General features: G+C 49.8%; 1 pseudogene. It reads right to left on the reverse strand.

The features are described 5' to 3' along the window. Positions 1 to 38: 38 nt before the first annotated feature. Positions 39 to 125 (reverse strand): annotated as a pseudogene (locus SB847_RS21675) (IS1 family transposase); the annotation flags it as partial. Between the last annotated feature and the right edge of the window lie 128 nt (positions 126 to 253).

Genomic DNA, 253 nt, shown 5'->3' on the forward strand with positions numbered 1-253 from the left:
ATCAGTGCCAACATAGTAAGCCAGTATACACTCCGCTAGCGCTGATGTCCGGCGGTGCTTTTGCCGTTACGCACCACCCCGTCAGTAGCTGAACAGGAGGGACAGCTGATAGAAACAGAAGCCACTGGAGCACCTCAAAAACACCATCATACACTAAATCAGTAAGTTGGCAGCATCACCCGACGCACTTTGCGCCGAATAAATACCTGTGACGGAAGATCACTTCGCAGAATAAATAAATCCTGGTGTCCCT

The sequence above is a fragment of the Bacillus sp. SIMBA_026 genome (genome assembly GCF_046535335.1).
GTDB lineage: Bacteria > Bacillota > Bacilli > Bacillales > Bacillaceae > Bacillus > Bacillus velezensis.